Raw genomic sequence first — 25,258 nt, 5'->3', positions numbered from 1 at the left:
GAATGGATATCGTAGTGATGGTAAGTCAGGTACTTTTATATGTATGTTTTTCGGTTTTACTAGGGAGCTTTTTACTATTACTTGTGCCAAGCAATAATCGTCCTGAAGTAATTATTCGAAAGCGTATGTTATTTATTAGTGCCATAACACTACCGATTTTCGCCTTTATTCCTGTCCTTGATATTATTGTATTGATTGCACCGCGCTTAGGTTTATTTGAATCAATCAAAATTGTGTTAACCACCTACTCAGTAGGGGATGCATGGAACTTTACGCTTTTCGGTTCCGCTATTTTAGTATTTTTAATCGTTGTTGCTAGGTCTAACGAGAAGCGTATTTTCGCCTTTTTAGGGATGATTCTAACAGTTGGATTAATACTTACTATTGCTTGGTCCAGCCATGCGGGGTCTATTAATCCAACTACAGGGATAATAAGCCACTTTGTCCATCTCACTGCAGTTAGCCTATGGGTAGGTATTCTGTTTGTTGTTGGCTGGTGTGCGATCAATTATAATAATTGGATTGAATTTTTAAGCTGGTTTTCACAGGTTGCTTTTGGGTGTTTAGTTGCGACAGGTCTTAGTGGTTTGTTATTAACAGATGTATTAGTCGAAGGATATACGGATGCATGGATGGTTTCATACGGACAAGGGTTATTAATCAAACATTTATTCTTACTACCACTTGTCTTTTATGCATTCATTAATGGTTTTATCGTGAAATATAAACTGTCCAACGATGCGACATTTAATCCTATTCCTTGGGTTCGAGTGGAGAGTCTTATATTATTTGTCATCTTTATGATTACAGCTGTATTTTCACAGCAATCACCACCCCATGGTAACTATTTAACAAGTGATGTAGTATCGCCTATTTTCCGTTTGTTTCAAAATGGGATTATCGACTCAAGTAGTACCATCGGGTTGGATATAAATTTAAATACTGTACTTTTACTTATCCTATCTATTTTATTTACGGGGTTGATGGTATTATCATTTTATAAAAAGGCATCACTTATTGTATCTTTTCTATTTAGTTGCCTATTTGTAATGAGTATATACTCCATGTTAATGACGGCTGTAGTAGTTCGCTAAAATGCTTATTTTGTTGGATAAAACAGTCCTTATAAATTATGAAAGAAAGATCATGTTTTGATAAGTTTTTTAAACATGATCTTTCTTTTTGTTTTGTTCATTTTAATTTAAAACAAGCGCTCTTCTAAACTGACATACAGGAGGCGCAAAAACCAAACATTAATAGATTGCGAACAACTATTCCTAAGGGAATTGGGGGAAAAGGAGAAGTTATAGTGACATATTATTTAAAATATGTCATAATAACCATATGATAAAAATTTCTACCAAAGAGGTGCTGCAGATGAAGCATGTATACACTGGTAAAACGAAAGATGTATTTGAACTAGAAGATGGAAATTATTTATTAAAGTTTAAAGATGACGTTACCGGTGAGGATGGCGTTTTTGACCCCGGTGCAAATTCAGTAGGGCTATCCATTGAAGGTGCTGGTATGGCAGGATTAACATTAACACAATTTTTCTTTGAAAAACTAAAAGAAAGAAATATTCCAACTCATTATATAGATGCGGATATTGAAAAACAAGAGATGAAGGTTGCACCAGCTACTGTATTTGGCAATGGACTAGAAGTTATTTGTCGTTTCCGTGCTGTCGGAAGTTTCTTAAGAAGATACGGGGCATATGTAGAAGAAGGGCAACCCCTTGATGCATTCGTTGAAGTTACGATTAAGGACGACGAACGTCAAGATCCACCGATTAGTAAAGATGCATTAGACATGCTAGGTATTTTAACTACAGATGAATATGAAGTTCTTAAAAGCTTAACAAAAGATATCTCTTTTGTCGTGAGAGAGGAATTAGGTAAAAAAGGTATGGAACTTTATGATATTAAGTTAGAATTTGGTAGAAATAAAGCAAATGAAATCATTTTAATAGATGAAATATCTGGTGGAAATATGAGAGTTTATAAAGATGGCAAGTATATTCTTCCATTAGATTTGGAGCAATTATTGCTAGACTAAGGTTTTAACTAACCATGAAACATATGTCGTAATCCAATCGAGTTGCGACTTTCTTTATGTTTGATTTTAGGATAGACTAGCTCATTTTTCACTCCCTATATGACATTTGTCATATTACTTTCTTGACGTTTATGACTTATATTACTTGCTCATTTCTTTTAAACTAATAGTAACTTTATTAGTACTAGTTCTTAGGAGGAAAAAATGAGCAAACAAAAGCAAGCACAATTAAGAAAAAGTGTTGCTCCATTTGCAACATCTGATATGAAAATTAGTATTATCCAGATTATTAATTCGTTTGTACCGTTTTTCTTACTGTGGTTTTTGGCATATCAAAGTCTATCTATCTCATTTTGGTTAAGCCTGCCTTTTTCTATTGTTGCAGCGGGATTTGTTGTCCGAATCTTTATTATTTTTCATGACTGTACGCATATGTCCTTTTTCAAAAGTGGAAAAGCGAATCGTATACTGGGAACGATTACGGGGATTATTACTCACTTTGCTTTTGAAAAGTGGAAACGGGATCATTCCATTCATCATGCTACTAGTAGCAACTTAGATAAACGTGGAACTGGTGATGTTTGGGTCATGACAGTGGATGAGTATACGGAAGCGTCCTTTTGGGGGAGATTAGGTTACCGATTGTATCGCAACCCCCTTGTTATGTTTGGATTAGGCCCTTTTTATCTTTTCCTCATTTCGAACCGTTTTAATCGTAAAGGTGCAAAACGTAAGGAACGGTGGAATACCTATTTAATCAATGTCTCCCTTGTTGTTATTTATGTATTATTGGTTTGGTTCATTGGGTGGCAATCATTATTAATGGTTCAACTACCGATTATATTTATTGCCGGATCACTAGGTGTTTGGCTGTTTTATGTGCAGCATCAATTTGAAGATTCCTATTTTGAGAATGAGGAAGAATGGGATTATGTAAAAGCTGCTGTTGATGGAAGCTCGTATTATAAACTTCCGAAAGTCTTGCAATGGTTAACAGGGAATATAGGATTTCACCATGTGCATCATTTAAGTCCGAGAGTTCCGAATTACCAACTGGAAAAAGCGCATGAATCTACTCCGCCATTACAAAAAGCAACAACCATAACATTAAAAACAAGCCTACAATCGATTCGCTTCCGCCTTTATGACCAAGCAAGTCGAACATTCGTAAGTTTTAAAGAATATAAAGCAATGCAAAGGCAAAAGGATTTAAGAGTTTCGTTAAAAGTAAACACAGCAAAGTTCCAGGAAGAATAATGAGGAGAACCCTTTACCAATAAATTGGTGTAAAGGGTTCTTTTCATAGTGGTTTAGGAAATTATAAAATTTGCCTCAGGTGGATAATTATTCAGAAAAGGCCACGTCCGGCTCCAGCGCCCAGCGACTAGCGAGACTTCCTTCACCTCCGTGCGATAAGTCAACATCGACTCACACCGTTCGTCGTGTTTCCTTTATCTCCTGCGGCTCAGTCCAGTCCGTACGTCGCTAAACGGGCGCTGGAGCCTTTGCTCATTGCTACGCGTATCTTTCACTAATCTGATATACTTACTTAAAATGAAAGAATTGGCTTTTGGATGGAGGTACATTTATGCAAAATTGGTATCATCTTTTTCCTACAAATACGGGTCTAAGTTTATACGCATGGATCATTTTCTGTGTACTACCATTCTATTTTATTTTCCGTACATTCAGATGGATGGAAATTTCAATCGGGCTTTTTATGGTTGTTTTATTTTTCGCTACATATCGCTTGGCATTTATTAAAAAAGGTTGGACTGTTTACGTATCTGTAGGTGTCCAAATGACGATTAGTTTCGTCATGACCATTTATTTTGGATATGTATATTTTTCCTTATTTCTAGCCTTCTTTATCGGTAATATTCAACAAAGGGCAGGTTTTATCACGTTATATATTGTACATGTAGTTACTACCTTAGGGGCTGTTATCCTTGGGTTCATCGTGGATAGTGCAACGTACCTAACGCAACTTCCTTTTGTCATTGTAAGTATTATTGGTGTTATCCTACTACCATTTAATATGTATAACCGTAATAAAAGAGAAAAGTTGGAAAGTGATTTGCAAGATGCCAATGAGCGTATTTCGGAATTATTAGTAGCAGAGGAGCGCCAACGTATTGCACGGGACTTACATGATACATTAGGTCAGAAACTCTCTCTTATCGGCTTAAAAAGTGATCTTGCGGGGAAATTAATTTATCGGGATCCGGATAAAGCAACAAATGAATTAAATGACATCCATCAAACAGCTAGGACAGCATTAAAGGAAGTAAGAGACATAGTTTCTACGATGAGAGCTGTTAAACTGGAGGACGAGATGGTACATATTCAACAAGTATTAAAGGCTGCGCAAATTGATTGTATTATTAATGGAAGTACTCGGCTTTTAGATACACCTTTATTAGTAGAAAATGTTTTAAGTATGTGTTTAAAAGAAGCAGTTACAAATGTTGTAAAACATAGTAAAGCATCTGTTTGTAAAATTTCTATTCTACAATCGGAAAGTGAAATATCCATTACAGTATGGGATAATGGAATTGGAATCACGAACCCTGAGTGGTCAGTTGGGAATGGGTTACGTGGAATGAGTGAAAGATTAGAATTTGTGAACGGAGATTTGAAAGCGGAAGCATTTGAAGGCACGTTAATTACCGTTCAAGTACCAAAAATAACCGGACCAAATCAAACGGGAGGGGTAGTATGATTCGTATTGTCATAGCTGAAGATCAAGGAATGATGCTTGGCGCTCTGGGTGCTCTTCTTGATTTAGAAGAAGATATGGAAGTAGTAGGGAAGGCGAAAAATGGGGAGGAAGCCTTGAAGTTCGTCAAGCAGTATCAACCAGACATATGTATTATGGATATAGAAATGCCTGTTATGAGTGGATTAGATGCAGCTGAACAATTAGTGGATGATCCTTGTAAAGTAATTATTCTAACAACGTTTGCCCGTTCCGGTTATTTCGATCGTGCTAGAAAGGCGAAAGTCAATGGTTACTTATTAAAAGATAGCCCTAGTGAAGAACTAGCAAATTCGATACGGACTATCATGAGTGGGAGAAAAGTATATGCACCTGAGTTAGTGGATATGGTCTATGAAGAAGAGAATCCTTTGACGGAAAGAGAGGAGCAAGTTATCAAGTTAATTGCAGATGGTAAAAACACGAAAGAAATTGCCAATCAGTTGTTCTTAACAACGGGCACCGTACGTAATTATATCTCGGTTATTCTAGATAAATTGAATGTAAGCAATCGAATAGAGGCAATATCGCGCTTTAAGGAAAAAGGTTGGTTTAAGTAATCTTTTCGCAGACAGGAAAGTTTAGAAATAAATACTGCATAAGTTTACTCACAAAAATTGGGGGAGGCAATGGTAATGAAACATGCCATTTATCAGATGAATGTTGTAGCCGGGAAACCGGAAGAAAACAGACAAAAGGTTAAAAATTGGGTAAAAGAAACAGTGAAGGAAGAGAAACCGGACACTATTGTTCTACCAGAAATGTGGACGACGGCATATACTCTTCCTGAATTGGATGTGTTAGCTGACATAGACGGTGAACCAACCACATCTTTTCTAAAAGAATTAGCAAGAACCTATCAAATCAATATTATTGGTGGTTCTTTTGCAAATAAAAAGGATGGAAAGTTCTACAATACGAGTATCGCTCTTAATCGCCAAGGAGAGGTAGTTTATACTTACGATAAGATCCACCTTGTCCCTATGTTAGATGAGCCTAAATATTTAACTGGTGGTCAGAAGAAGGCAAAGGTATTTGAATTAGACGGTATAAAAATGGGATTTATTATTTGTTATGACTTAAGATTTCCGGAATTGGCAAGAAGTTTGGCACTACAAGGTGCACAAATTTTATATGTTGTTGCGGAATGGCCAACAGCCCGCAAAGAGCATTGGAAAGCACTTCAGATTGCAAGGGCGATCGAAAATCAATTTTATGTTGTGTCATGTAACAGTGTTGGCTCTTATGATGGCGAGGACTTCGCCGGCACTTCCATGGTAATAGACCCATGGGGGAATCACCTGCAAGTTGGTAGTGAAGAGACAGAAGAAACCATCGTTGAATCAGTTTCATTGGAATCCGTACCTGAAATACGTCAAAATGTTCCCATCTTTTCAAGCCGAAGACCAGAGATGTATGATGAATATTGAATCCGAATGAAACATGTATTGCGCAAAGACAGGATGGTAAGATGTCGGAAGTAGCTTCAAAAACTCTAGGTGGATAAAAAAATACCCGTGGCTTTTACTGGCCACGGTTATTTTTAATCCATTAGTTCCGATATAATTTCATAAGAACGTAAGCGATCTTCAAGATGATAGATTTGTGAGCTAATAATTAATTCATCTGCTTGTGTTACTTCTTGGATTCTTTCAAGCTTTCTTTTTACTGTCTCAGGACTACCAATAATCGTTGTATTCGGATCAAGTGATTCTTCCACAGCTGCCTTTTCAAGAGGAGACCAAACTTCATCCATATTCTTAACTGGTGGCTGCAATTTGGAACTGATCCCTTTACGAATATTTAAAAATTGCATTTGATGAGAGGAAGCTAAATACTGTGCCTTTTCATCTGTTTCAGCTGCAATAACATTAACGCCAATCATTGCATGTGGTTTTTCTAACGTTTCAGACGGTTTAAAGTTATCGCGATATAACTTAAGCGCTTGAAGTAAATATGCTGGTGCGAAATGACTTGCAAATGAGAAATACAGACCTTTTTCAGCTGCTAGTCTTGCACTAAAATCGCTAGAACCTAGTAGCCAAATGGGGATATCCAAGCCTTGTCCAGGGATAGCTCGTACCCTAGAAATGGGCTCTTCTTTAAAGTAGTCTTGTAATTCATTTACTTGCATTGGAAACTCTTCAGGCCCCATATTTAATGTTCTACGTAATGCATAAGCAGTTGCCTGGTCTGTCCCTGGTGCTCGTCCTAAACCTAGGTCGATACGTCCTGGATACAAGGATTCTAATGTTCCAAATTGTTCTGCCACCACGATGGTTGCATGGTTAGGTAGCATCACTCCACCTGAACCAATACGCATATAATTTGTCTTTTCCGCAATATGACCAATTAGAATAGAAGTAGCGGAGCTTGCAATTCCAGGCATATTATGATGTTCTGCTAGCCAATAACGATTATATCCCCATTTTTCAGCATGTTGTGCAAGTTCTACACTTTCTTTAAAGGAATCTGCCGCTGTGCTTCCTTCCACAATTGGTGCTAAATCTAGAATAGATAATGGTATATCATTAAACTTTCTTGCTCTTGCATGTATGCTCATTCTATTCACCTCAATAAGTGTTTTCTTAATAAGCAATGATAAAGACTTCCTCTGGTAGAGTCCAATTTTTAGCTTAAGAAAGGCTTGACTAAAGTTTAAAGGCCTGATAAATCAATATTTATCAGGCCCTTAAGGTGTTGCGATATTTGCTGTTATTTACTTCATATGTTTACAGTAGCCCATAGATTTGGCTATTTAAGTTCCTTTATAACTTGTTGAATCTCTTCATCTAAAGCAGTCTGAAGCTTTCTGAAATTAGATGAGATGGTTGTAGCTGATGTTTCGTATTCTTTTGCGACTTCACTTTGAGTAACTTCATTTTCTAGAATTAGATTTTGAACGAGGTAATCTAATGCTCCAGCATACCCTGCTGCCTTTTTAAAATTAGGGTTTTCATTTTTGCAATAGACGTTCCATAGTTGTTCTCCGATGCTTGTATATTTTCCCTCGATGTTTTTCATCCGCATGTGATTGGTAAACTCTTGTACAACATGTTCATGCAAGGGATTATCCCACTCCAACTTCTCATCTTCCTCTTGTTCATCCAACGTAAGAATTTCCGCTAGAAAATCGGGATAATGTTGAACGAGGGAACCGTATTTTTTCGTATATCGGGATGCGATATCGATTACTTGATTCTTCTTAGCATCTCCAAGTAGAACCATCGTGGAGAAGAATTCATATTTCTGAACATATGGAACTAGTATACCGACAGCAAGGTTACCTTCATTTAGCATTTCTGCGTTTCTATAGGCGATATGGAATAATTCATTAGAAACAACATTGCGTAAAGTTATCTTGTTTTCCTGTTCGCTTTTCGACATGATTTCGAAAACGCCTGGTTTATATTGATCCCATTTCGAAAATGTTTCTACTACCTTTTTGTATTTTATATTAGACTTATACTTTTCATAGAAGGCATTAAAAGGGGTTTGTTTATTTTCTATAAACGGTACATTAAAGACAGTCCATAATGAAATACTCTTAATATAAATATCTGATCGTTCATCATCTTCTTTAATAAAGGGTTGATGGAAGTCGCTAACAGCCTCGATAAAAGCATCCTGGTGTTTAAATTTAGTAAAGTTTATAAGTTCTGTATGTAATTTATCTAATTCTATATTATAAAGGTCTGGGCTAAAAGCAATTACATTAGAAGCGCCACAACATTTTTTGTATTTTTTACCACTCCCACAGGGACATGGATCGTTTCTTCGTATTTTACTCATATTTCATATACCTACTTTATCTATTAGTATTATCTTTAATTATGAATTAAACCTTGTATTCCTTCAAGTATTTCATTAGACTCATGTATTGTAAAATATACAATAGAGTACCCCATAATATCCACTATTTTCAATTTGATTTCCTTATACCACATGGAGTATGATGTATGGTAGGACTTTAATGAATCGAAATGAGGGTTTATCGTGAACAAAACATCCATATATGGGCTAACTTTTCATGAATTAGAAGATTGGCTAATGGAGCATGGTGAGAAACGCTTTAGAGCTAATCAAGTATGGGATTGGCTATATAAAAAGCGTGTGAATAACTTTAATGAAATGAAAAACGTGAACAAGCAAACGATAGAATTGTTAGAAGATAATTTTGTATTGCACACACTAGATGAGGAAATTAGACAGGAATCTAAAGATGGTACGAAAAAGTTCTTGTTTAGACTTACAGACGGAAATTTAATTGAAACAGTCCTTATGCGTTTTAGTTATGGTTTATCTGTTTGTGTTACGACACAGGTAGGATGTAACATTGGTTGCTCATTTTGTGCAAGTGGTTTATTAAGAAAGAGCCGTGATTTAACTAGTGGCGAAATTGTAGAACAAATCATGAATGTACAGAAACACCTAGACGAACAAGGAAAAGAAGAGCGCGTTAGTCATATCGTAGTTATGGGAATAGGGGAGCCTTTAGATAACTTCAAGAACTTAATGAATTTCTTATATGTAGTGAATGATGATCGTGGGTTAAATATTGGTGCTAGACATATTACGGTATCTACAAGTGGTCTAGCTCATAAGATTTATGAATTTGCTGATACAGATATTCAAGTGAATCTTGCTGTTTCCCTACATGCACCTAATAACGAATTACGTACTAGTATTATGAAGATTAATAAGGCATTTCCATTAGAAAAGTTAATGCCAGCAATTAAGTATTATCTAGAGAAGAAAAATCGCCGAATTACGTATGAATATATTATGCTTAAAGACGTCAATGACCATAAAGAAGAAGCTATACAGCTTGCTAAGTTACTAAAAGACCACCGTCATTTAGCCTATGTTAACTTAATTCCTTACAATACGGTAGATGAGCATATTCAATATCAACGTAGTGACTCTAACTCCATCCAGCAGTTCTTTGAAATATTGAAGGAACATGGTATCCAATGCGGTGTACGTTGGGAAAACGGTGCTGATATTGATGCAGCATGCGGACAATTAAGAAGTAAACAAATGAAAAAATCAAAAGTAGTATAATGCATAAGTCGTGCTAGAGAATAGCGCGGCTTATTTTTTATGTGGCTAAGAGGATATAGAAGATTCCCTTCTGGTAGGGGAGGGGTAAAATGTGGTGTTTGCGAATATGTATACATGTTTACACTTATAGTAGTTTTGTTTACAAATTATGAATACAAGTATTCAAATACGTGTACATTTTGGTGTTTAAGCATTTGCGCGAATGAGTATATGTACTTTGATTTTTGCAATGAAGTAAAAGCAGCCAAGCATCCATATGGTTATTGGATACTTGGCTGCTTCTGTTTGTCGGAAGGTTGTAGTGAAAATCACTCTTTTTTGGCCCAAATCTATCCCCGATTTTTTCTTAACATAGGAAAACACTTCATCATAAAAGTCAAACCGACAATAGTTTTCCTATATTTAGTTGCATAAAACTACTCTGAGACAATCAAGAATGGCTGTAACCGAATACCTTTTTTAGAGGTCGTTCCAAAATTCTCGCAATGACAAAAGAGACAAATTAGATTATTTCAAAACTACCGTATACTGTTAATTAGTTTATCCCTACTCGATCTTCTGGGGAACAAAGAAGGTAGGTGGGAGATCAACTGCCCGTAAAGGTCTGATCGGTATGTACTCAACGTATTTGTAATTTAAATTAAAATAACCATCTAATAAGGTTGGTTATTTTTTCTAAAGATAAGATAGTATAAAAAAGTAGCTTATTAAATCTTGTCATAGGGAGGGCCACGTCCGGCTCCAGCGCCCAGCGACTAGCGAGACTTCCTTCACCTCCGTACGATAAGTCAACATCGACTCACTCCGTTCGTCGTGTTTCCTTTATCTCCTGCGGCTCAGTCCAGTCCGTACGTCGCTAAACGGGCGCTTGCGCCTTTGTTCATTTGTTGAAATATGAAACTATTATTTCTCTAAGTGTTAATACAATTAGTGCGCCGAAAGTGACGAATAAAGCATCGGAGAGTATAGGGGTAAACAGGTAATATATTATCCCTAAAATGATAGCCAAAACTATGGTTGAGATTAGTTTATTCATAATTGACATCTCCTGTTCCCTTAATAAAATTTCAAAATATGTGTTTGAATTATATATAGTTAAAAGACACCAAAAATGCAAATATATTATCAATGCTTTTTGAACTAAGTAATTTGGTGAGGAAAAGGACTGTGATGTGTTCTTGTCTGGAAAGATAGACCGGTCTGCTTTCTAAATCACTTTTTGTGACTTTAAAGGATTGCTCACTCCTCCACTGACCATCTGCATAGTTCAACAATTCGTTTATCGGATACTGATGTTCACTCGTCATAATGGTGTAGCATCCATCCAATTCCTCTTCTCTTTGCAGCTTATCTTCGTTGAGAATCAGTTATTGTTTGGAACTATCAAGCATTTCTTCTTTTTTCTTAATCAAAAGTAAGATTCTTTACATATTTGGCAGTACCGATTGATGTTTCACTGTTGTATTTGGTAGGGGAGGCTAGCGAGATTGCCTTATCCAATGCAGCTACTGGTCAGCTCTGGTTTTCAAAGCATATTTCCTACTATAAAAAATACTTGTTTTTCTTCTATTATCTTTTATCACTTTTAGAGTGCTCTCTCTAAGATAGATCCTTTATTGAGAAAAGAAAGACGATGATAGATATCGTCGGATTAGAAGTTCACTTTATCCAAAGTCATGTTAGAAAATAGCATGGCTTTTTTATGTAGCTAGAAGGATATAGTGGCCCCCCTTTTTTGGTAGGGTAGGGGTTGAAATATCATGTTTACAAAAATGAATACATGTTTACGTCTATAGTAGTTTTGTTTACGATAAATGATTACATGTAAATAAATAAGTGTACATGTTGATTTAGTAGTGTTTGCGCAAGAGATTACATGTACACAAAAAAGAATACTTCAAAAGTTGGATTGTCAAATGGGAAAAAAACTATTATTCTATTATAGTAAGTAGTTTTTTGAAGGGAGTTTTACTATGATAAAATCTAGAATCGCTGCAGTTGATGTAGGTAACGATGCTTTGAAAGGATTGTTTGGGAAGTTAGAAAATCAGTTGTACATTCCTAACATTATTGCTCCTGATTTAGAAGATCGACCTGTTATTGGTATAGAAGAACTAGATAAGAAGGAAGTATTAGATAACATACATATTCGTGTTCACTCACCAGCATTAGAAGAAAATAATGTTATCTATCGTGTTGGTAATCTAGCAGCTAAGACTACCAATTCTCAAGAACTTGACCCAGGAAGTAGTAAATCAGAAGAAGACCAAACCTTAGTAATGTTATTTGCTGCATTAGCATTAGATGCGGTTGAATCGGATGATTTCAGAGAGAGAAACGGTGTTATAGAAGCTAACTACATGTTAGGAACCGGGCTTCCGTTAAGAGAGGTAAAAGAAGGTAAAGATGTAGGTTATCGTTCTCAATTATTAAGCTCTGTTCATCAGGTTGAATTTTTAGTAACACCGAAGCATCAAGGTAAGAAGATAAATTTAAAATTTGAAGATGTTAAAGTTTATCCAGAAGGTTTCGCTGCTTATGTAAACCTTGTTATGGATAATGATTTGAAGGTAATTAACAAAGAATTATTAGATAAGCAAATTTTAATCCAAGATATTGGTGGGTTATCAACAGATATTGCAGTCATTAAAAACCGTAATGTCGATGATGATAAGGCCCAAGGTTATAACTTAGGGGTTTCTGAATCATTAGAACAAATTCGTGAGGAAATTCGCTCTCGCCATGGTGTGGAACTAGATAGCCGTAGTGATGTAGTAGATATTATTACTCGAAAAAACGACCGCAACCATATTATGGTAAGAGGTAGCAGAACGAATGTCAATGATATAACAGACCACATTTTATTAGAATTAGCTAAGAAGGAGTATCGCTTTTTAAGAAATACATGGGCGAAAAACTCTCAATCTGAAATCTGCTACTTTGTTGGTGGAGGCTCTGCTGTACTTAAAGATTATATTAAAGCATTAAATAATAAATTGGATGGATTTAACATTGAATTCTTTGAAAATGAAGAAGAAAGTATTTGGATGATGGCGAATGCTTATTATAAATTAATCAATCAATTTGTTGGTACATTAAATAAAGATAAAAAAGAAGAAAAAGTTGTCACTGAATCAAAATAGGGTGATTAAATGGTGAAGAAAGGTATAGAACGCGGACAATCTATTACATTCCGTGTCCCGTCAGATACGCCTGATTATCTACTTAAAAAGTTATCGGATTTAAAAGAAAAAGAACGGAGAAATTTTTCCAGCACCATTGCTAGTTTTGTTTTAAAAGGTGTCAATGAATCATTCTCAAAGGAACGGGAAGTTATTTCCGTTCCTTTGCCTAAAAAACTTACGAAAGAGCAAAGAAGTTGGCTTAAGCATGAACATTCAGAAGCAATGATAGGGAGTATTCTATATCATCTATTAAGTGATCCAATGCGTGCTACTTCTCTTTTGTCTTCTTTAAATAGTAATACGATGAATGTGGATGAAATATTTGCTTTTGAAGAAGAGAAAATGGAATCTGGACCAGATCAGGAACAAGAACAAGAACTAGAATCGGTCTATGAATTACCAACTATTGATGAAGAAAGTAATCGGTTAGATGATGTTAAGATAGATATGTTAGAAATTCATAACGAAGAAGAACAAGAAGTGGAAGAGGAAGAATTTGATCCATTAGGGGACTTCTTTTCTAGTATGAATAAATAGCCAAATAAGGGTTAGATGCCTTATTTGGCTATTATTTTATTTTAACAGGTCTCTAAGCTGGGTATCTCTGTTTTCAACAGCGTAGTCAAAGGCAGTTTTCCCTTCAGAGTCTGTTAATGTTTTATCCGCACCGTTTTCTAGTAATAGGTTGACTATTTCAACACCGGCGTCACTGTAAACGGCATTCATTAAAGGAGTGGATCCCCAGCTATCCGTTGTATTAACATCGGCCCCGTTTTCGATGAGCCACTGAGTAGCCTCTATATCTCCCCAAATCACCGCATATTGAAGTGCAGTGAAGTCATCACTATCTTTTTCATCAATATCCGCACCTTCAGCTACTAGCTCTTGAAGAAGTCCCAAGTCCTCATTTATGAGTGCTTCGATAATAGGTGGATAGTCAAACGATTCCTCATCATAAATGTACTCATCATCCTCCAATAAGGAAGAATCAGAAAAAGTAGGTAGAGCAATTGAGTTTTCTAAGAATAACGCGGCTGCCCCTGTAAGGAAAACAACTAATACGATAGAAATGAGGATCCCTAAAATGATCCCTGTTTTCTTTTCGCGGTGAAGTGGATACTGTTCTGGATGAGCCCAATGATCTAATGCATTCATTCTTTTCGGTAAATCAGGATGGCTGGAAAGCTTTTCACTTAGCCAAGCAAAAAAGCCAGATTCCTCACTTAATTGTTCTACATAAGCTTCTTCATTCACCTTTGCCGAAAGCCTTTTGCCTATCGCTAGCATGGATAGTGCTTCTTTAGCCGCGTCCATATTACCTACATAGTAAGTAGCATAACGATCACAGGTGTATTCACAAGCTCGTAAATAGGAATTACCGAGAAAGGGAATGAACATGGACGGAAGAAGCAGTAAATGAACCAACACATGACGTCGCTTTAGATGAGCAAACTCATGAGCTAATACAAACATCAATTCTTTTTCACGATTATCTTCAACGAGGTCGAATATTTCCGAATATACAACAACCATGTTCTTACCAAAGAAACGACTCGCAAATGCATTTAGTACCCCCATAGATTCCATTATATAAATAGCAGGTACTTTCTCTAATTCCATATCTTTGGCGAGGTTTACCGCCTTTTGGTAAATATCTGGAAATTGCTGTTCACTCAGTTGAACCCCATTTCGGCGAATGGATGCCATCGATAATGCGTGAAAAAAGTAAGAAATAAGCATAAATCCTAAAATAATTGCAATTCCAATAATCGAAAAAACTAGAACAACATAAACTAAAATACTAAACAATAAAGTGATAATAAAATAAACGTTTTCTTTACGATGAACTAATCTATTCTTCAAATCACTTTCATCAAGCATTTTACTCCCTCCTTGTAACGATTAATCTTTTTATTTATAACAATAAGATTATAAGTGATAGCTAATTAAATAGCTATATAATCTTTGGAAAATTTGTGTAAATGAAGTGGTGCTATTTTTGCAAAGGGAATTGTATAAAAAGTGAAACCTCAAGTCGATAGATTAATGGTGGTTATTTTAGTAGTTATAATAAAATGAAAAAATATTTCAAAAACTATCGCAGTTGGGAAAATAGTATGGTATAATCACGATTAAATATTTAGAAAATTTTATCGTATAAGATGGGGGAAGAAAGATGAAAAAGTTCTTGCAATTACTTGCTATCATTACTTTTATCGCAATACTTACGGCATGCGGCTCTGATTCTGATAATACTGTAGCGGAATCAAATGAAGATGCAACTAATTCTAGTAAAACAGAAGGAGAAACTAGTTCTGATGGTGGAGAAACGTTTACTGTTGGTGCAACGCAAATCTTGGAGCATCCATCATTAGACAAAGCTTATGAAGGATTCCAAGCAGCAATAAAAGACGCTGGTTTAAACGTTGAATATGACTTTAAGAGTGCACAAAATGATCAAAATAACGTTAAAACCATTTCTGATTCATTTGTAGCAGACGGAGTGGATTTAATTTTTGCCAATTCTACTCCAAGTGCATTAGGGACGTTACAAGCAACAAGTGATATTCCCATTGTTTTTACATCTGTATCGGATGCAGTAGAAGCTAAATTAGTGCCATCTATGGATCAGGCGGGAGAGAATATTACAGGTAATGTAGATTTACATCCAGATGCAATCAGTGAAACAGTTAAATTTATAGATCAATATTTCCCGGATTCAAAAGTAGGAATGGTTTATAATGCAGGTGAACAAAACTCTGTAACGCAGGTAGATGAAGTCAAGAAGGCTGCTGAAGATACAAGCCTTGAAATCGTTGAGCGTACAGTAGCGAATACTGCTGAAGTACAACAATCTGTAACTACTTTAGTCGGAGAAGCAGATGTTATTTATATTATTACGGATAACACGGTTGTATCTGCTCTTGATAGTGTTGTTGGTGTGGCAAATGATCAAGACATTCCATTAATTGTTGGTGAGCCGGATTCATTAGCAAAAGGTGGCTTTGCAACATTTGGAATTGATTATTATACATTAGGATATCGAACTGGCGAGATGGCCGCTGATATCTTAAGTGGAGAGAAAAAGGTAAGCGAAATTCCTCCAGAATTTCCGCCAGAAATTAAATTATTCATCAATAAAGATGCGGCTGAAGAACAAGGAATTGAATGGAATTCCGATTGGGATGAATCTGTAGTTGAAGCAGAAAAGTAATTACCGACATATTAGTACGTTAGAGCCAGTACAGGAACTGGCTCTATAGTGCTTTTTACCCCCTGAAGAATCATACAACATGTTAATTGCACGAAAGGAATGGAAATTATGTTTATATCATTATTTGGAGCTGTAGAATCAGGAGTCATCTATGCCATCATGGCCTTAGGTGTTTATTTAACCTTTCGTGTCTTAGACTTTCCAGATTTAACTGTAGAAGGAAGTTTTGTAACTGGCGCATCGGTTGCTGCCTTTTCTATTATCAATGGGGTTCCTCCAATTATCGCTACTTTACTTGCAGCAGTTGCTGGATTTTTAGCAGGTTGTGTAACAGGTGTCTTGCATACGAAAGGAAAAATTAATTCATTATTGGCCGGTATTTTAATGATGACGGCACTTTATTCTATTAATCTACGGATTATGGATCAGCCAACTTTATCTTTATTAAATGAGACTACGTTATTTCAACAATTAACATCTATTTGGGATGCTATTGGACTTGACTCCGTATTTAATGGCCTCCTTTCTGCGATAGGAATGGAAAGATTCCCTAAGACTTGGTCCATCGTTATCGTTATGATATTCGTCACCCTCGCTATTAAACTTTTAACGGACTACTTTTTAAAGACAGAAGTCGGTCTTGCATTACGAGCAATTGGTGATAACAAGAAAATGATCCGTAGTCTTTCCGCAAACACGGATTCACTTATTATCGTTGGCGTCGGTATCTCGAATGCGCTTGTTGCCCTTAGTGGCGGATTAATAGCTCAATTAGGTGGATTCTCAGATGTTAATATGGGGCTAGGACTTATTGTTATCGGTTTAGCTTCTATCATTATAGGTGAGGCATTATTTGGTACAAAGACGATTGTTCGAGCTACTTTAGCGGTCATTCTTGGAGCAGTCATTTATCGAATTATCGTCACACTAGCTTTACGTTTTGACTTCCTTGAAACTGGGGACATGAAGTTGATTACTGCAATAATAGTTGTTGTTGCCCTCGTTGCTCCCAGAATCATTCAATCTAGAAAAGAAAAAAGACGACGTATCATGAAACGTCAGCAACTTAAGGCAGGGGGAGATAGCCATGCTTAAACTACAAGATATTTCTATTACATTTAATGAAGGCACTCCGGATGAAAAGAAAGCTTTACAAAACATCAATCTAGAACTTGAAAAAGGGGACTTTGTCACAGTAATTGGTAGTAATGGAGCTGGTAAATCAACACTTATGAATATCGTTTCTGGAGTGCTAATACCTGATGTCGGGGATGTGTTTATTAATGGGAAACAGGTTGTAGATTTGCCGGAATATAAGCGTTCTAAATATATTGGTCGTGTCTTTCAGGATCCTATGGCCGGAACAGCACCATCTATGACGATAGAAGAGAATTTGGCGATGGCGTATTCTCGTATAAGAAAGAGAATACTTAAATTAGGTGTTACAAAACAGCGAAAAGAGATGTTTAGAGATTATTTGAAGACTCTTAACTTAGGTCTAGAAGATCGATTAACTGCGAAGGTTGGCTTACTTTCAGGTGGGGAGAGGCAGGCATTATCCTTATTAATGTCTACTTTTACACAACCAGATATTCTTCTTTTAGATGAGCATACAGCTGCTCTAGACCCGTCACGTGCAGAATTAATTACGAATTTGACAGAAAAGGTTGTCAAAGAATCCGGATTAACAACATTAATGATTACCCATAATATGCAACAAGCATTGGATTTAGGAAATCGATTAATTATGATGGATAAAGGGCAAATTATTTTCGATGTTCGTGGGAAAGAAAAGCAAAATCTTACTATCGAAAACCTTCTGCACGAATTCCAACGCATTCGTGGCGAACAATTTGGCAGTGACCGTGCGGTGTTAAACTAGTATCAAATCTATTAAAATTAAAGGTACAAGGGCATTTTGAAATGCTTTTGTGCCTTTTTATTCCACTTCAAGCCTCTATGGGAGATTAACTGCCGTAAAGGTCCGATAAGTGTGGCTAACCATCAGTGGGGGATGAAGGAAAAAGCCCCCACTGATGGAAGTCTTCTTTATGTATTTTTTGTATTGCTTTCTATTAAACTCTATGATATGTTTGATTCATCAATATATTGTACATAACAGCAAAAGCAAATACTATATATAGTGAATAGACGAATGGTGACTGTAGTCTTAATAGGGAATCTAGTGTAAATCTAGAACTGCCCCCGCAACTGTAAGTGTTACGAAAGAGAAACCCACTGTATTAACAGGCTTTAAAGACTGTGATATGGGAAGGGCTCTAGTAGGTTTGATACACAAGTCAGGATACCTGCCATTTTTCTTTAGTTTCAAATCCCCGGGGTGAGGGATGGTGAAATGATAGATTGGTACATACTTTCTGTCGTTTATAACCGTTCATGCTCTGGTGAACGGTTTTTTGGTGTTTAATTACAAGAGGAGGGCTATGATGATTGTAGAAATGGTTAAAGAAAATGAAAAATTAAATAGGGTGATAGAAAAGGCGGCAAAAGGCCTATCTTTAGACATAGGCTTATTCATAGAAAAAGTAGAGACAAGTCTTAACCATTATCAAGAATATGAAAAAGGATTAGATTTTCTAATAAAAAAGGCGCTAGAAGAAATAGATGAGGCAAACCCAGATTGGTCCTTCTTTGCCGCAAGACTTTATTTACAAAGATTATATAAACAGGCAGCAATAAACCGAAATTACGATGATAAAAATAAAAACTACGGATCATTTCTTAAATTAATAAAGAGTTTAACGGATAAAGGTATATATTCCAGTCATTTCCTGGGAAAGTATACGGAAGATGAAATTAATTATTTTGGGGATTTAATAGACCCAGATAAGGATATGAATTTTACATACTTAGGGATTTATACTTTAGCTACTAGATATTTGGCTACAGATTTTGAGAAGAATACACATGAGCTACCACAAGAACGCTGGATGATTATTGCGATGCATTTAATGCAAAATGAAGATAAATCAAGACGGACGCAACTAGTAGAAGAGGCATACTGGGCACTAAGTAATTTGTATATGACAGTAGCAACCCCAACGCTAGCAAATGCCGGCAAAACCCATGGTCAGCTATCTAGTTGTTTCATTGATACAGTCGATGACAGCCTTCAGTCCATTTATGATAGTAATACAGACATTGCTAGGTTATCTAAAAATGGCGGTGGAATCGGGGTTTACATGGGTAAAATTCGTTCCAGAGGTAGTGATATAAAAGGTTTTAAGGGGATGTCCAGTGGAGTAATTCCATGGATTAAACAGTTAAATAATACAGCTGTAAGTGTTGATCAGTTAGGAACGAGGAAAGGCGCAATCGCAGTATATTTAGATGTATGGCATCGAGATATTGAGGCATTTTTAGATCTTAAGTTAAATAATGGCGACGATCGAATGCGTGCTCATGATATTTTTACCGGAGTTTGTCTACCTGATTACTTTATGGAACAAGTAGATAAGAGAGGGGAATGGTATTTATTTGATCCGCATGAAATTCGTCAGGTTATGGGCTTTTCATTAGAAGACTATTTTGATGAGCAAAAGGGAAGTGGGAGTTTTCGAGAAAAATACGAACAGTGTATCGAAGCACCACTTCAATCCAAAAGAAAAGTGCCGGCAATCGATATCATAAAACGGATTATGAGATCGCAACTTGAATCCGGAACCCCATTTATGTTTTATCGGGATGAAGTGAATCGAAAGAACAGTAATGCACATACAGGGATTATTTATTGTTCCAATTTATGTACAGAAATTACGCAAAATCAATCTCCATCTGAGTTTCTAGAGGAGTATGTGGAGAATGAGGAGACCATCGTTAAAAAATATAAACCTGGTGATTATGTTGTCTGTAATTTAAGTTCTATTAATCTAGGTAAGGCTGTTCCAGAAGGGGTATTAGAACGTCTTATCCCTATTCAAGTCCGGATGCTGGATAATGTTATTGATATTAATACATTACCAATTAAACAGGCTGAACGAACGAATAAAAAGTACCGCGCTATTGGGCTGGGGACATTTGGTTGGCATCATTTATTAGCAGTAATGGGAATCAAGTGGGAAACGGAAGAAGCCGTTCAATATGCGGACACCCTTTATGAAAAAATAGCCTATTTGACCATTAAGAGCAGTATGAAACTAAGTAAAGAAAAGGGACATTATCCTGAATTCCATGGAAGTAAATGGAGTACAGGAGCTTATTTTGAGGAAAAAGGATATAAAGATGATACCTGGATAAAACTCATGGAAGAGGTAAAAGAAAACGGAATGCGTAATGCATATTTAATGGCTGTAGCACCGAATTCAACGACTGCTATGATCGCTGGGTCCACCGCAAGTATTGATCCGATCTTCAAGCCTTTCTATTACGAAGAAAAGAAGGATTTTAAAATTCCCGTAACTGCACCAGACATCGACCATCGTACGTATGATATTTACCGTCGTTCTGCTTACATCGTGGATCAACGTTGGTCCATTAAGCAAAATGCTGCGAGACAGAAACATATTGATCAAAGTATTTCTTTTAACTTTTATGTACCAAATACAATACGGGCATCTGTGTTACTAGACCTTCATCTACAAGCATGGCGTGAGGGACTAAAAACGACATATTATGTAAGATCTACATCAAATGACGTAGAAGAATGTGAATGGTGTCAAAGTTGAAGGCAATAATCGCGTATTTATCTTATAGCGGTAATACAAAGGAAACAGCAGAATTAATTGAAGAAACATTACTAAAAGAAAATGTTGAAGTAGAGATGCACCGGATAGGGATTGATTTGCCTATTAGCCCAGAGCAATATGATTATATTTTCCTTGGAACTTTTACATGGGAAAGAGGGAGTACACCAGATGAAGTTAAGGATTTTGTCCTGGAAATAGGATATAAACCGCCAAATATATTTGTCTTTGGTACGGGAGATACACAGTTTGGTGGAGATGATTTATTTTGTTTGGCAGCTAGTAAACTAGCTATCTTTTACAATAGTTCCTATCCGGAGTTAAAAATTGAGCAGTCACCAAGAGGAAGCCAAGCGAAAAAGGTGATCGATTGGGTAGAAGGAGTGTTATATGGTGCAAAATATAATCTTAAACAAGGCTAAAACACTGGAGCCGATACATCCAAATAAATCAACCGGGATATTTGGTGGTACTTCTAGTGGAATTCTGAATTGGAATGATATTGCGTACCCCCATTGGTACAAAATGTATAAACGTCTAGTAGGGAATTACTGGCAAGCGGATGAAATTAATATGTCCAATGATGTAAAGGAATTTCCGAGATTAACACCTGCTGAACAAGAAGCATACTTAAAAATTATTGGTTTATTATCTACGTTGGATGGACCTCAAACAAGGACAGCTTTACTCCTAAGTTTATATGCAACAGATCCTTCTGTTCAATCGATTATGGCGGTCATTGCACAACAGGAGGCTGTTCATAATGAAAGCTATTCCTATGTCCTATCGTCGGTTGTATCATTGGATGAACAGAAGCGTTCCTTTGAACATGGTAGAAACGATCCAGTACTACTTAAACGGAATCAAACGATCATGAATCAATATAATGATTTTGTAGAGAAACCAACACTTGAAAATATATTAAAAACTTTAGTTTATACAACCCTATTAGAAGGAATGTTTTTCTATTCTGGTTTCGCATTCTTTTATCATTTGGCAAGGGATAATAAGATGGTAGGTACGTCAACGATGATTAGCTATATTAATCGTGATGAACTGGAGCATGGCCGATTCATAACCGAATTATTCCGTGCCACATTAGCTGAAAACCCAGAGTATAACAACGAAACCTTTATCACTTGGGTATATGATCATTTCAAAGAATCTGTTGAACTAGAAACAGAGTGGTCCCATTATGTTCTGAAGGATGTCGACGGCTTTGATTTAGCCGAGATGGAGGGATATATCAAATATCGTGCCAATAAAATGCTTCGGATGATGGGGTTAAGTGAAATATATCCAGAATTCACGGAGAACCCGATGAAGTGGATTCGCGCGTATGCAGATAATATTGACGGAACTAAAACAGATTTCTTTGAACAAAAGTCTAGACAGTATACGAAGACGAGCGATTTAAACGGTTTTGATGACTTATAAGTAAAGCAGCAAACTCCCCCTTAGCATCATCTATTTTTTCAAATCATAGCATGGTAAGGTAAGAGAATTTCTATGCTATACTGAAAATAAGAGAAGGGGGAGGTTAACATGTCAGAGAAAGAAGAGGTTCTAAAACTTATTAAAGATTTACCAGAGAATGCCTCTTTAGATGAAATTATGCGTGAGTTATATATATACATAAAGTTCCAACAGGGTGTAAGGGAATTAAATGAAAAAAAATCCGATAAGAAAACGATAGATCTGGAACCAGAAAAGTGGTTTCATTAGAAAAAATGTAATATAGGTAAATACCAAAAGAGGTGCTATCGCTTATAAGCGATTAGCACCTCTTTTGGTAGAATGAACTAGGAAAAGTTTAATCCATACCATTATGTTGTTCGTTGTTCTTACTGTTTTTTTAGTCTCTCATTGCTCCAGCCTCTCTAGAAGTCATTGCACCTTGTCCTTCTTTTATATCCTGTTGAATTTCCTGTTTTACCTTTTTGGCGTCGGTTCCAGCAAATCCTGGTTTCATACTTGAAGTCAAATTCTTATTAGCCTGTTGATCTCGCTGCATACAAATCCTCCTTCCTTCCTTTTATTATTTACAAAAGATTTCTAAGTATAACCTTACAAGAAATGTAAAATAAAAATGGCATACGTCTTTACGCATGCCATTTATCGTTAATTAATTAAAATAATCAATAAGCCCACTTGTAATTGCCTCAGCCACTTGTTGCTCATAATCTACCGTTTGAATAATATTCAAATCATGCGGATTAGTTATAAAACCAAGTTCAATTAAAATGGCTGGTGCTGCTGTATTACGCAATACGTGGTAATCCTCTCTTTTAACACCACGGTTATATAATGTTACATTAGAATAAAGGGAAGCTTGTACACTTTTTGCCAATTGTTGTCCTGGTCGGGAATAGTAAAACGTACTAATTCCTTGTGCAGACAGAATTGGGTAAGCATTAAAATGTAAACTTATAAAGGCATCCGTATTATGCGAGTTACTAATCGCTGCTCTTTGCTCTAAAGATACATAGTAATCGCCTTCGCGAGTAATCGTTACGTTTGCACCTGCATTTCTTAGCCTGTCTGCAACTCTATTTGCTATTGGCGGCGTTAAGCTTTTTTCGTAAATCCCGCCGAGTCCAATTGCCCCCGGATCACGACCACCATGTCCTGGATCAAGTACAATATGACGGTCAGATAAGGAGCCACTTTGTTTCTTCGGAGATAATGTTTTGGCATTTATTTTAGGTTTTTCACTATTCCCACTATTATTTACTGCACTTTTATTCGTTAACTTGGAAGCAACCCAACCAGTTTTACCGCCTTTTAAGGAAACCTTATGCCAATTACCTTCCGTATGTATAAGCTCATATGTTTTCCCTGATGAAGCGGAACCGATAACGGGATATTCTTCACCTGGACCTGAGCGAATATTTACTCCATCCGCTGTAATAGTAATCGTTTCAATAGATAAAACAGTTGCTTGTTTTACCTGACTTACTTGGCTTTCACCTAATGGAATAAGATGGTGTTTTGCAATCCAAGCTTCTTTTCCTTGATAATATGTTTGAACCCACCCATATTGTTCTTGGAATACTTCCACTTGATTTCCTTTTGTAAGTATACCTAGAGTATTCGCGTTAAGTGAAGGTTCACTTCTAACGTTAAGGACACCAGTACTCACTTCATACGTTTTTGCATTTTCCGCATGTCCTGTAATTGGTATAAGTAATACTAATAAAATAAATCCGATTGTAATGATTGGTCGAAAATTCTTCATCATAACCTCCTTTATATGATTACTGGAAATATTTACTATCATATTATGGAATGGAGGATAAGACAACAGTAAAAAAGGATGAATTTAATCATCCTAGTTTCACATAAGCGTTTATCCCGCCTTAAGCTTTCGGGAAAACAAAGAAGGTGGGCGGGAGATCAACTGCCGTAAAGGTCCGATAAGTGCGACTAACCATCAGTCGGAGATGAAGAAAAACCCCCCTACTGATGGAAGTCTTCTTTATAGTTCTAGTAAAGAAGATGCAGCCTTCAAAGCCCTTTCATCGTTAATAATCTGTCCGGGCTTACTCGCTCTTCCAATCACGTAGCCTTCAAATGACATATCATAGAATTGACAGATATAATTAAATTGCTCGATGAGTGGAAGTCCTTTTATAGTAGGTTTATCTCCACCCACAGCAATTAAGTATACTTTTTTATTCTTCAATTCCTCTCTAAAATTAGGGAATTCCGGATCACGCAAAATTTGTGACCAACGATCTATAAATATCTTCATTGGTCCCGACATACTATACCAATAAATGGGGGTTGAGAAGACGATAACATCATGTTCTAACATTTTTTGAATGAGGTCTTTATGCTCATCCTTTACAGGTTTAAATCCATCTTTTGCATGACGTTCATCCACTATTGGTTGAATAAAATGATTTCGCAAATATAAATGAGTCCCCTTATCCTTGGGAACAGCTTTATATGTCAAATATTCCGTATTCCCATTCTCTCGCGTTGATCCATGAATAGTGACTACCTTCATTTATTATCCTCCCCGCGTAGATTGTGATCCTGAAAAGTAACAGAGAATGGCGAAGTTTCCTATATTCTCTGTAGAACAATTCCTAAATATATATAATTACGTTATTAGAGTATATGAACTTGGAATGAAAAACATGTAAAGAATTTAGAAAACGAAGGCATTCGCTAGGCTTTAGCGAATGCCTTAGTTGTACTTATGCAAACTTTACGATAGGGTGAGTAATCGGAGCCCCGGACAGAAAAGATTTTGATACTTTTTTACTTG

General features: G+C 36.4%; 22 protein-coding genes and 1 riboswitch. Of the genes, 16 read left to right on the top strand and 6 right to left on the bottom strand.

Features of this window, described 5'->3' with window-relative positions; genetic code table 11:
• Positions 1-2: 2 nt before the first annotated feature.
• From KM885_RS07635 to KM885_RS07610, 6 genes are all read left to right on the top strand, one after another.
• Entirely contained in the window at positions 3-1,094 is a 1,092-nt protein-coding gene (locus KM885_RS07635; protein WP_047185172.1) for a copper resistance D family protein, read from the top strand.
• Positions 1,095-1,377: 283 nt separating this feature from the next.
• Positions 1,378-2,058 (top strand): phosphoribosylaminoimidazolesuccinocarboxamide synthase, encoded by a 681-nt coding sequence (locus KM885_RS07630; protein ID WP_216883749.1) that lies wholly within the window; start codon positions 1,378-1,380, stop codon positions 2,056-2,058.
• A gap of 204 nt (positions 2,059-2,262) precedes the next feature.
• The gene (desA, locus tag KM885_RS07625; RefSeq protein ID WP_047185170.1) at positions 2,263-3,315 is read left to right on the top strand and encodes a Delta(5) desaturase DesA; all 1,053 of its coding nucleotides are present in this window, start codon (positions 2,263-2,265) and stop codon (positions 3,313-3,315) included.
• A 331-nt stretch (positions 3,316-3,646) separates the two neighbouring features.
• Positions 3,647-4,780: a sensor histidine kinase gene (locus KM885_RS07620; RefSeq protein ID WP_216883748.1), complete on the top strand. Its 1,134-nt coding sequence runs from the start codon at positions 3,647-3,649 to the stop codon at positions 4,778-4,780.
• Positions 4,777-5,376 (top strand): response regulator transcription factor, encoded by a 600-nt coding sequence (locus tag KM885_RS07615; RefSeq protein WP_047185168.1) that lies wholly within the window; start codon positions 4,777-4,779, stop codon positions 5,374-5,376. Before KM885_RS07620 ends, KM885_RS07615 begins: the two co-directional genes overlap by 4 nt.
• 75 nt (positions 5,377-5,451) lie before the next feature.
• On the top strand, positions 5,452-6,246 hold the full coding sequence (locus KM885_RS07610; RefSeq protein WP_216883752.1) for a carbon-nitrogen family hydrolase: 795 nt from the start codon (positions 5,452-5,454) through the stop codon (positions 6,244-6,246).
• A gap of 113 nt (positions 6,247-6,359) precedes the next feature.
• Here the strand turns inward: KM885_RS07610 and KM885_RS07605 are convergent, their stop codons facing one another.
• Together KM885_RS07605 and KM885_RS07600 are read right to left on the bottom strand one after the other, a co-directional pair.
• Entirely contained in the window at positions 6,360-7,379 is a 1,020-nt protein-coding gene (locus tag KM885_RS07605; protein WP_216883747.1) for an LLM class flavin-dependent oxidoreductase, read from the bottom strand.
• Positions 7,380-7,570: 191 nt separating this feature from the next.
• The gene (locus KM885_RS07600; RefSeq protein ID WP_216883746.1) at positions 7,571-8,608 is read right to left on the bottom strand and encodes a YecA family protein; all 1,038 of its coding nucleotides are present in this window, start codon (positions 8,606-8,608) and stop codon (positions 7,571-7,573) included.
• A 204-nt stretch (positions 8,609-8,812) separates the two neighbouring features.
• Here KM885_RS07600 and rlmN point away from each other — a divergent pair, with 204 nt between their 5' ends.
• The 3 genes from rlmN (at position 8,813) to KM885_RS07585 (ending at position 13,602) form a co-directional block, all read left to right on the top strand.
• Positions 8,813-9,880, top strand: a complete 1,068-nt coding sequence (gene rlmN, locus KM885_RS07595; protein WP_060668107.1) for a dual-specificity RNA methyltransferase RlmN — start codon at positions 8,813-8,815, stop codon at positions 9,878-9,880.
• A 1,973-nt stretch (positions 9,881-11,853) separates the two neighbouring features.
• Positions 11,854-13,023, top strand: coding sequence for a ParM/StbA family protein (locus KM885_RS07590; RefSeq protein ID WP_060668109.1), 1,170 nt, complete (start codon positions 11,854-11,856; stop codon positions 13,021-13,023).
• Positions 13,024-13,032: 9 nt separating this feature from the next.
• Positions 13,033-13,602: a hypothetical protein gene (locus KM885_RS07585; RefSeq protein ID WP_047185163.1), complete on the top strand. Its 570-nt coding sequence runs from the start codon at positions 13,033-13,035 to the stop codon at positions 13,600-13,602.
• Between the two features lie 36 nt (positions 13,603-13,638).
• Here KM885_RS07585 and KM885_RS07580 read toward each other — a convergent pair whose 3' ends face one another.
• Complete coding sequence (locus KM885_RS07580; protein WP_244986945.1) at positions 13,639-14,946, bottom strand: M48 family metallopeptidase; 1,308 nt, start codon at positions 14,944-14,946, stop codon at positions 13,639-13,641.
• A 295-nt stretch (positions 14,947-15,241) separates the two neighbouring features.
• Between KM885_RS07580 and KM885_RS07575 the strand changes: the two genes are divergently transcribed.
• The 7 genes from KM885_RS07575 to KM885_RS07545 all read left to right on the top strand — a co-directional run bounded on the left by KM885_RS07575 (position 15,242) and on the right by KM885_RS07545 (position 22,707).
• Entirely contained in the window at positions 15,242-16,279 is a 1,038-nt protein-coding gene (locus KM885_RS07575; protein WP_216883745.1) for an ABC transporter substrate-binding protein, read from the top strand.
• A 108-nt stretch (positions 16,280-16,387) separates the two neighbouring features.
• Complete coding sequence (locus KM885_RS07570) at positions 16,388-17,374, top strand: ABC transporter permease (RefSeq protein ID WP_204798381.1); 987 nt, start codon at positions 16,388-16,390, stop codon at positions 17,372-17,374.
• Positions 17,367-18,161 (top strand): ABC transporter ATP-binding protein, encoded by a 795-nt coding sequence (locus KM885_RS07565; protein ID WP_204798380.1) that lies wholly within the window; start codon positions 17,367-17,369, stop codon positions 18,159-18,161. Before KM885_RS07570 ends, KM885_RS07565 begins: the two co-directional genes overlap by 8 nt.
• A 257-nt stretch (positions 18,162-18,418) precedes the next feature.
• Positions 18,419-18,610: riboswitch (cobalamin riboswitch) on the top strand.
• Between the two features lie 32 nt (positions 18,611-18,642).
• Positions 18,643-20,964, top strand: a complete 2,322-nt coding sequence (locus KM885_RS07560) for a ribonucleoside-diphosphate reductase subunit alpha (protein ID WP_420874570.1) — start codon at positions 18,643-18,645, stop codon at positions 20,962-20,964.
• Complete coding sequence (locus KM885_RS07555) at positions 20,949-21,404, top strand: flavodoxin (RefSeq protein ID WP_047185157.1); 456 nt, start codon at positions 20,949-20,951, stop codon at positions 21,402-21,404. Before KM885_RS07560 ends, KM885_RS07555 begins: the two co-directional genes overlap by 16 nt.
• Positions 21,376-22,419 carry a ribonucleotide-diphosphate reductase subunit beta gene (locus KM885_RS07550; RefSeq protein WP_047185205.1) on the top strand — a complete coding sequence of 348 codons (1,044 nt, stop codon included), beginning with the start codon at positions 21,376-21,378 and terminating at the stop codon, positions 22,417-22,419. Before KM885_RS07555 ends, KM885_RS07550 begins: the two co-directional genes overlap by 29 nt.
• A gap of 108 nt (positions 22,420-22,527) precedes the next feature.
• Entirely contained in the window at positions 22,528-22,707 is a 180-nt protein-coding gene (locus KM885_RS07545; protein WP_047185156.1) for a hypothetical protein, read from the top strand.
• Positions 22,708-22,837: 130 nt separating this feature from the next.
• Here KM885_RS07545 and KM885_RS07540 read toward each other — a convergent pair whose 3' ends face one another.
• The 3 genes from KM885_RS07540 to KM885_RS07530 form a co-directional block, all read right to left on the bottom strand.
• Entirely contained in the window at positions 22,838-22,996 is a 159-nt protein-coding gene (locus KM885_RS07540; protein WP_165589182.1) for a hypothetical protein, read from the bottom strand.
• A gap of 111 nt (positions 22,997-23,107) precedes the next feature.
• A complete protein-coding gene (locus tag KM885_RS07535) occupies positions 23,108-24,220 on the bottom strand; it encodes an N-acetylmuramoyl-L-alanine amidase family protein (RefSeq protein WP_244986944.1) in 1,113 nt (370 codons plus the stop codon).
• Positions 24,221-24,460: 240 nt separating this feature from the next.
• Positions 24,461-24,994, bottom strand: coding sequence for a flavodoxin family protein (locus tag KM885_RS07530; RefSeq protein ID WP_047185154.1), 534 nt, complete (start codon positions 24,992-24,994; stop codon positions 24,461-24,463).
• Between the last annotated feature and the right edge of the window lie 264 nt (positions 24,995-25,258).

Origin of the sequence: Oceanobacillus caeni, from assembly GCF_019037185.1 — a bacterium.
GTDB classification, from domain to species: Bacteria; Bacillota; Bacilli; order Bacillales; family Amphibacillaceae; genus Oceanobacillus; species Oceanobacillus caeni.
Note: the sequence above shows the minus strand (reverse complement) of the source record. Positions and strands in the feature narration are given on the sequence as shown.

Bases quoted from the DNA above. Each gene is read 5' to 3' on its own strand.
- KM885_RS07600 (WP_216883746.1), bottom strand. From the start codon at position 8,608: ATGAGTAAAATACGAAGAAACGATCCATGTCCCTGTGGGAGTGGTAAA.
- KM885_RS07580 (WP_244986945.1), bottom strand. From the start codon at position 14,946: ATGCTTGATGAAAGTGATTTGAAGAATAGATTAGTTCATCGTAAAGAA.
- KM885_RS07620 (WP_216883748.1), top strand. From the start codon at position 3,647: ATGCAAAATTGGTATCATCTTTTTCCTACAAATACGGGTCTAAGTTTA.
- KM885_RS07545 (WP_047185156.1), top strand. From the start codon at position 22,528: ATGTCAGAGAAAGAAGAGGTTCTAAAACTTATTAAAGATTTACCAGAG.
- KM885_RS07605 (WP_216883747.1), bottom strand. From the start codon at position 7,379: ATGAGCATACATGCAAGAGCAAGAAAGTTTAATGATATACCATTATCT.
- KM885_RS07540 (WP_165589182.1), bottom strand. From the start codon at position 22,996: ATGCAGCGAGATCAACAGGCTAATAAGAATTTGACTTCAAGTATGAAA.
- KM885_RS07575 (WP_216883745.1), top strand. From the start codon at position 15,242: ATGAAAAAGTTCTTGCAATTACTTGCTATCATTACTTTTATCGCAATA.
- KM885_RS07630 (WP_216883749.1), top strand. From the start codon at position 1,378: ATGAAGCATGTATACACTGGTAAAACGAAAGATGTATTTGAACTAGAA.
- KM885_RS07610 (WP_216883752.1), top strand. From the start codon at position 5,452: ATGAAACATGCCATTTATCAGATGAATGTTGTAGCCGGGAAACCGGAA.
- KM885_RS07570 (WP_204798381.1), top strand. From the start codon at position 16,388: ATGTTTATATCATTATTTGGAGCTGTAGAATCAGGAGTCATCTATGCC.
- KM885_RS07535 (WP_244986944.1), bottom strand. From the start codon at position 24,220: ATGAAGAATTTTCGACCAATCATTACAATCGGATTTATTTTATTAGTA.
- KM885_RS07530 (WP_047185154.1), bottom strand. From the start codon at position 24,994: ATGAAGGTAGTCACTATTCATGGATCAACGCGAGAGAATGGGAATACG.
- KM885_RS07585 (WP_047185163.1), top strand. From the start codon at position 13,033: ATGGTGAAGAAAGGTATAGAACGCGGACAATCTATTACATTCCGTGTC.
- KM885_RS07635 (WP_047185172.1), top strand. From the start codon at position 3: ATGGATATCGTAGTGATGGTAAGTCAGGTACTTTTATATGTATGTTTT.
- KM885_RS07590 (WP_060668109.1), top strand. From the start codon at position 11,854: ATGATAAAATCTAGAATCGCTGCAGTTGATGTAGGTAACGATGCTTTG.
- KM885_RS07565 (WP_204798380.1), top strand. From the start codon at position 17,367: ATGCTTAAACTACAAGATATTTCTATTACATTTAATGAAGGCACTCCG.
- KM885_RS07555 (WP_047185157.1), top strand. From the start codon at position 20,949: ATGGTGTCAAAGTTGAAGGCAATAATCGCGTATTTATCTTATAGCGGT.
- KM885_RS07615 (WP_047185168.1), top strand. From the start codon at position 4,777: ATGATTCGTATTGTCATAGCTGAAGATCAAGGAATGATGCTTGGCGCT.
- desA (WP_047185170.1), top strand. From the start codon at position 2,263: ATGAGCAAACAAAAGCAAGCACAATTAAGAAAAAGTGTTGCTCCATTT.